Source organism: Pedobacter sp., assembly GCF_035566355.1.
In the GTDB taxonomy this organism is placed as follows: Bacteria; Bacteroidota; Bacteroidia; order Sphingobacteriales; family Sphingobacteriaceae; genus Pedobacter.
Genome location: NZ_DATMRL010000672.1, coordinates 1 through 7,133 on the forward strand (window position 1 = coordinate 1; position 7,133 = coordinate 7,133).

The following is a 7,133-nucleotide window of genomic DNA, read 5'->3' on the forward strand; positions in this document are numbered from 1 at the left end:
AACTTAAAGTAAGTGTTGGTACAGATGACCGTTTCTCTAAAGAACAGACCTTCAGACCAAATACAACCTTTTTAGGCGCAAGTACAAACGGCTATGCTCAAATTGTTAACCCACAGAATTTAAGCTGGTTAAATGAAAACACCTTAAGTTACAATACCATATTAAATAAGATCCATTCGATCAGCGCTGTAGTTGGATTCACTTATCAGGAATTTAAGTTTAGCAGCAATACAACAACTGCAACTGCATTAACTACAAACAATTTAGGCACAGATAATTTAAGTGTTGGAGGAAGTACAACTGCAACATCAACTGCAAATAAGGTTGTACTCGCCTCTCTGCTTGCGAGGGTAAATTATAGTCTGATGGACAAATACCTCGTTACACTTTCCTACAGGAGAGATGGATCTTCTCCATTAGGAGAAAAATATAAATGGGGAAACTTTGCATCAGGAGCTTTGGCGTGGAGGGTTTCTTCAGAAGAATTCCTGAAAGACAACGAAAAGATCAGTGATCTGAAATTAAGGCTTGGCTATGGTCTGACAGGTAACTCAAACATACCTGCCTATTCACCTTTACAGCAATATTCTTTTAACACCTATTATTCCAACGGCCGTATAGTAGGTGCATCACCAAACAACATTGGAAACCCAAATTTGCAATGGGAAACCACCACTGCTTACAACGCAGGTGTTGATTTAGGACTGTTCCAAAATCGGATCAGTTTTACAGCAGACTATTACAACAAGAAAACCACCAAATTACTATTTAACCGTACTGTACCATCAACAAGTGGTTTCACAACCGTAATAGATAATATCGGTTCCGTTCGTAACAAGGGATTTGAATTCTCCCTGAACACACAAAATATTCAATCAGAGAAAGTAAAATGGTCTACTACGCTTAACTTTTCAAGAAACATCAACGAAATACTAGACCTTGGGGGTGTAAATTCGCAGTTAACTGGTAATGTGAGTTCAAGCCTGTATCCTGGCGGAAGAAGCGCCGCTATTCTACAGGTAGGTAAGCCAATAGGCTCTTTCTATGGTTATGTCTTTGACGGGATCTGGCAAAGTGCTCAGGAGATTTCACAAAGTGGCATTACCACCCCGGTTAAACCTGGAGATCCAAAATATAAAGATTTGAATGGCGACCACTTAATCAATGATGCAGACAGGACCATTATCGGACAGGCGTTACCTAAATTCTCCTACGGAATTTCTAACAACTTGACTATAGGTAAGTTTAACTTGTTTATTCTGCTACAAGGTGTATATGGAAATCAGATCTTAAACGAGAATAAGATAGAAAATGAAAATGGAACCTTATCTGACAATAAACTTGCCTACGTATTGACCGATAGCTGGAATGGAGAAGGTACCAGCAATACATTGCCAAGTTTAGGCAGTACATTAAGAAGAGGACTCGGACCAACAAGTGATATTTTGGAAAGTGGTAGTTATCTGCGTTTTAAAACAATTACATTGACTTACGACCTTCCTCTGCCAAAAATGTCTTCTGTATTCAAAACGGCAAGCGTCTATGTGACTGGACAGAATTTGATTACAATCACTAAATATTCAGGATATGACCCTGAGGTGAACTCTTATTCAAACTCTGCAGGAAATTTCACTTCCCTGGGAACGGACTACAATCCTTATCCGAATATCAGGACGTATACCCTGGGATTAAGACTTGGTTTTTAACCTTTAACAGAACAATCAGATGAAAAAGATATTTATAGCTTTAGCTTTAGCACCTCTGTTTTTTGCCTCTTGCAAAAAAGCTTTGGAAGAAAAGCCTTACAGTGTTTTAACACCAGTTAACTTTTATAAAACAGCTGCTGATGCCCAACTCGCCATAAACGGTGTGCTGAGCCAGTTGCAACCACAAGCCTACTATCAGCGAACCATTTATTTGATTACTGAACTGACCGGAGACGGTCTTGTTCCTTTGCTCACCCAAAATCAGGAACGTATTGATTTGTATAAATTACAATATACAGCATCTAATATTGAGATCCAGAACTGGTGGCAAAACAGTTACAAACTTATTAGCCGGGCAAATGACGTCATAGCCAATGTTCCAGGAATTGCAATGGACGATGCACCAAAAAACAATATTATAGGTAATGCCATGTTTCTTCGTGCCATGGCTTATTTTGACCTGGTAAGAAGTTTTGGAGATGTGCCGATCATACTGAAACCAATCCAGAGCCTGGAGGATCCAAATCTTTACCCGGATAAATCCCCGGCAGCAAAAGTGTATGAGCAAATCATTTCGGATCTCAAATTCGCAGAAGCCAATTGCTATGCAGAGAACAAGATTAGCATTAAAGGAATGGTCTCTACGGGCGCCGCATCTGCAATGCTTGCCAGGGTTTATCTGCAACGCAGCAGCACTACATTTGCAGATGTTAATGACAGTCAAAATGCACTTGCCTCGTGCAATAAGGTCATCAATTCAGGTATTTATAAACTGATGGCTAACTATTCAGATGTATTTAACTGTGACCTTAAGTATTTTCCAACTCAAACAGAACACATCTTTGACGTACAATTTGGAGATGACAACAGTACAACCCAGAACATTATTATCAGGATGTTCTCCCCTGCTATTGTAAAGGGTTCCGGATCATTTGTTGCCAACCTGAACCTGTTCAACAACACCTACACCAAAGACGATATCATCCGGAAAAACTGGAACGTATCCAATACAGCAGCAAACACTACGGTTACACCTTATGTCTCTAAATTTAAAGACCCTAAATGGGTTGCAGGTACAAATAATTCACGTGTAAACTGGATTGTTCTGAGATATGCAGATGTATTGATGATGCAATCTGAGGCGATGAACAAGGTAAATCCGGCAGATCCGGCAAAATTTATTGGCTTAAATGCAGTGAGAGCGCGTGCAGGTCTAACTTTGCCAGCTCAACAGCTAAGTCTTGCCAATACACCTACGTCTGCGGCATTTGTAGATTCCCTGGTTAAAGACCGCTCCCGTGAGCTTTGCATTGAAGGGCACAGACGTTGGGACCTGATCCGTCTTGGAAAATATAAAGAAGTTGAAAAGGCTGTAAATAATGTTACTATACAAGATTTTCAACTCCTATTTCCAATTCCATCATCAGAGTTAGATGCGAATAAAAAATTGAAACAAAATACAGGATATTAGACCTGTACAAGGAAAAAAGCCCTCAATGAATTTCATTGAGGGCTTTTCTTTAAAACTCTGCTGTTATTAGTACTTCTTCAGCTTCTTCTTCAGGTAAAACCGGCTTTTCATTTGCTCTCTTTTTAGCTACCTCATTTACCCGGTACATCAGATAAATGCTGATCAATGATATCACAACCACTACATATCCAACTATATCATAATTCTTCAAAGGGCTGAATTTGTTGTCCTGATAAACAATCATACCAGCAACAGCTGCCGCCACCCCTCCGGCTATCTGCTGCAGGGAAGCATTAATACTCATAAAAGCACCTCTGTCTTCCATTTCCGGCACTGCACTCATTAAAGCCTGAGAGGGAACCATCCTGCCCATAATCCCAATCATCATCATTACATTGAGCAGCAATACGATCCAAAATGGAGTAGCCGATAAATTGGTATAAATTACACAAACAGCAATCATCCATAGGCAGGCCACCGCAAATAACTTGTACTTACTTACTTTATCACTTAAGCGTCCAACCATAGGCATAATGACAAGTGCGCTTACGCCCGAAACCATGAACAGCAAAGGAAGTTGCTTCTCTGTAACATGCAAATTGTTTACTGCAAACACACTTCCGAAAGGCATCATCATAAAACCACCAATCGATAATACGGCTGTGGCCATAAATCCAACTCTATAATCCCGTTTGGATACCGTATGCCATAAATGTGTAAAGGCAGATTTATCATTTTGAAGTTTCAAGTGTTGATTCACAGGCTTGAGTACAATTGCAATAAATACAGCCACCAAAATCGCTACTCCAGCAACCATTAAAAATGGAGCTTCCCATCCCCATAGATTAGCAATATACAATCCAATAGGGATGCCTAAAACCTGACTTGCACCAAAACCCATTGTTACAAAGCCCATTACACGACCTCTTTGTTGTAAAGCAAAAAGGTCAGTAATGATGGCCATAGAAATGGATCCGATTACACCACCAAACAATCCGGTGATGATCCTGGCCGCAACCAGAACCGGGTAAGACTGTGCAACGCCGCAAAATATGGTTCCAATAATGAACCCACTATAAAAAAACAGCAAGAGCTTTTTCCGGTCAAAACGATCTGCAAAACCTGCCGTAAGAAGACCGGAGATACCTGCGCTAAAAGCATAGGCAGAAACCGCTACTCCAAAATTAGAAGGTTTCATATCCAGGGATTTGATCAGCAGATCGCCTAAAGGCGACATCACCATAAAATCCAGAATAACCGTAAACTGGGTAATAGCGAGAATAAATATAACGGCTTTCTGATAGCCGGTAAAAGGGATAATTTCGTTCTGTTTCATTTTAATTATTTTAATTCATGGCACTCATAGCCGTGTTTATTAATCAATTCGATAATTTGATGGTGTTTTAACTGACGGGATATCACCCTGAGTACATAGTCTTCGTCGTCCAAATCCACATTCCAATTCTCAATACAATCGTGTGTGTCAAGAACAGGTTGAAGATTCATTTTATCTGATTCGGATCTTATATCAGTTTTAAAAAGTAATATGTGATCAAAATTTTCCATTTTCTTTAATTTAGTTAAACAATTAATTGATTCATCGCTTAAGCGCTTTAACCACCAGATCAAATGCCTGCCAAAACATTTCATCGGTTAATTTGAAGGGTTTCCCTCCCAGGCTCTGTCCTTCATTGTTAAACTTAATAAGCGCATAAAGGGGTGCAAAGGCCACCGACCAATACACTTCCAGGGGCATAGCATTAATCTCTCCCCTGGCAACAATGTTATCCATAAACTTCCCGAATACATTTTTTAAATCTTCTGCAAATGCTTTTAAGAACTGCTCCTGATACGATGAGGTTCTCACTTGTTCGAAGAATAAACTGATAGACTGATTTTCTATCATATAGTGATAACGATTCAACCATTGTTGACGTAAACCAGCCTCAAAAGAAGACTCCGGGTCAAAATCTTTCAGCATAGCATCTCCCATCTTTCTGCCCAACTCCGTAGCCAGAGATGAAAGAAGATCTTCTTTGTCTTTATAGTATATATAAAGTGTGGCCACGGAAATGCCACATGCTTTGGCGAGCTTATTTATACTAAAATGTTCAAAGCCTCCCTTTCCAATAATCTCTATCGCTGTTTTTTTAACCAGATTCTCTTTATCAATATCTCTCGCTCTCATATTTATGAATTAACAAACAAATATAAGTGAATATTCATTTACTTATGAAATCTATTTAATAATAGCGCCTATTACTACTTAGAGGATGTTCTATAATAAATGTTACGAAGAAATGGGATGAAGTGATTTAAAACTTTACCTTTAATTATATGTCTATAACGCCTATTTATCCTTCTTTATGAAACGGATCCCAGCCAAGAACGGTAAGTTAAATAAAATCAGAAAGTTTTTCAGTGTACTTGGTCCCGGCCTTACTACAGGCGCCGCAGACGACGATCCCTCTGGAATAGCAACTTATTCCCAAACTGGGGCTCAATTTGGCTATGGTCAGTTGTGGACTGCATTATATATGCTTCCATTTATGACCGCAGTACAGGAGGCTTGTGCAAGAATTGGTTTAGTTACCGGTAAAGGCCTTGCTGCAATTGTCAAGGACCATTATAGTAAAACAGTGCTTTACATCGTAGTGGGGCTGGTTGTAGTGGCGAATACCATTAATATTGGAGCAGACATTGGAGCAATGGCCGCAGCAGCCCAATTACTCCTTCCTTCTGCTCCCTTTGTGATTCTAACCCTATTCTTTACTATTTTCATCCTTGTTCTGGAAATCTTCACTAACTACCAGGTATATTCCAGAATATTGAAATGGTTGGCTATTGCCCTGCTCGCTTACCCCATCACTGTATTTATTGTAGATCAACCCTGGGGAACAGTCTTAAAGGCCACAATCACCCCCCATTTTGAATTTAATTTTGCTTTCCTGTTCATCATCACCGGAGTTCTGGGAACAACCATATCTCCATATATGTTTTTTTGGGAAGCTTCTCAGGAAGTGGAGGAAGAAAAAAGGGATCATCTTTTTAAAAATGGGAAGCCTAATATTGGCTGGGCAAATATTCATAAAATGAGGCTCGATAATGGTACGGGCATGATTGTTTCTGAAATTACCACCTGGTCTATTTTAGTGGTTGGTGCAACTGTTTTGCACAATAGCGGCGTTCACGACGTAAAAACAGCAGCCGATGCAGCCAAAGCTCTGGAACCTTTGGTCCACTCTTTTCCTCATGCGGGCTATCTTTCAAAATTGATCTTTTCGATTGGTATCATCGGGCTTGGTCTTTTAGCAGTGCCTGTACTTTCAGGTTCTGCAGCCTATGCTGTGGCAGAAGCTTTTAGCTGGAAGTCCGGATTAAACTTGAAGCTGAAAAGAGCTCATGGCTTTTATGGTGTGATAACAATAGCAACGTTAATTGGTTTGACCATCAATTTTGTGGGTATTGATCCGGTTAAAGCCCTGGTTTATGCTGCTGTATTAAATGGTGTTGCAGCTGTCCCTTTACTGTTCCTGATTGCCAAAATAGCAGCGAACGAAAAAATAATGGGTGAGTTTAAAAGCGGTTATCTGTCCAAATTCCTGCTATGGTTCACTTTCATTGCTATGGGTGCTGCTGCAGTGGCTATGTTTTTTACCCTGGGACAATAACGCTGATTGATTGTTTAAAAATATGTTTTCTGATCTCACTGAATCTTACAGATTCTGAGGTTCGATCATGAAAACATATTTTCGTTGGGTGCAGACCGGTATGGTGCAGACTGGATTATTTTCTTTCTTGCCTTTGTAAGACAATCATACTAACAATCGTTTTTTTTAACGGACACCTTTAGATTCCAAAAAAGATTTTTTTCGCAGAAAAAACAGACCTCCTATCGATGAAAACAAAAAAGAATAGCGTTAACACTTTTTAGTGGCATAGCACTTTCTTACGAT

At 39.7% G+C, this 7,133-nt stretch carries 6 protein-coding genes; 3 read left to right on the top strand and 3 right to left on the bottom strand.

Going from position 1 to position 7,133, the window contains the following annotated elements; translation table 11 throughout:
• Nucleotides 1-1,706: SusC/RagA family TonB-linked outer membrane protein (locus VNZ46_RS26495; RefSeq protein WP_325564234.1), on the top strand; the 1,706-nt coding region annotated here is incomplete at its 5' end.
• A gap of 19 nt (nt 1,707-1,725) precedes the next feature.
• Entirely contained in the window at nt 1,726-3,177 is a 1,452-nt protein-coding gene (locus VNZ46_RS26500) for a RagB/SusD family nutrient uptake outer membrane protein (protein WP_325564236.1), read from the top strand.
• 49 nt (nt 3,178-3,226) lie between these two features.
• Here VNZ46_RS26500 and VNZ46_RS26505 read toward each other — a convergent pair whose 3' ends face one another.
• The 3 genes from VNZ46_RS26505 to VNZ46_RS26515 form a co-directional block, all read right to left on the bottom strand.
• A complete protein-coding gene (locus tag VNZ46_RS26505; RefSeq protein ID WP_325564238.1) occupies nt 3,227-4,513 on the bottom strand; it encodes an MFS transporter in 1,287 nt (428 codons plus the stop codon).
• A 5-nt stretch (nt 4,514-4,518) separates the two neighbouring features.
• Nucleotides 4,519-4,683: a hypothetical protein gene (locus VNZ46_RS26510; protein ID WP_325564240.1), complete on the bottom strand. Its 165-nt coding sequence runs from the start codon at nt 4,681-4,683 to the stop codon at nt 4,519-4,521.
• Between the two features lie 91 nt (nt 4,684-4,774).
• Nucleotides 4,775-5,365 carry a TetR/AcrR family transcriptional regulator gene (locus tag VNZ46_RS26515; RefSeq protein WP_133778122.1) on the bottom strand — a complete coding sequence of 197 codons (591 nt, stop codon included), beginning with the start codon at nt 5,363-5,365 and terminating at the stop codon, nt 4,775-4,777.
• A gap of 178 nt (nt 5,366-5,543) precedes the next feature.
• Here VNZ46_RS26515 and VNZ46_RS26520 point away from each other — a divergent pair, with 178 nt between their 5' ends.
• On the top strand, nt 5,544-6,848 hold the full coding sequence (locus VNZ46_RS26520) for a divalent metal cation transporter (RefSeq protein ID WP_325564243.1): 1,305 nt from the start codon (nt 5,544-5,546) through the stop codon (nt 6,846-6,848).
• Nucleotides 6,849-7,133: the final 285 nt, after the last annotated feature.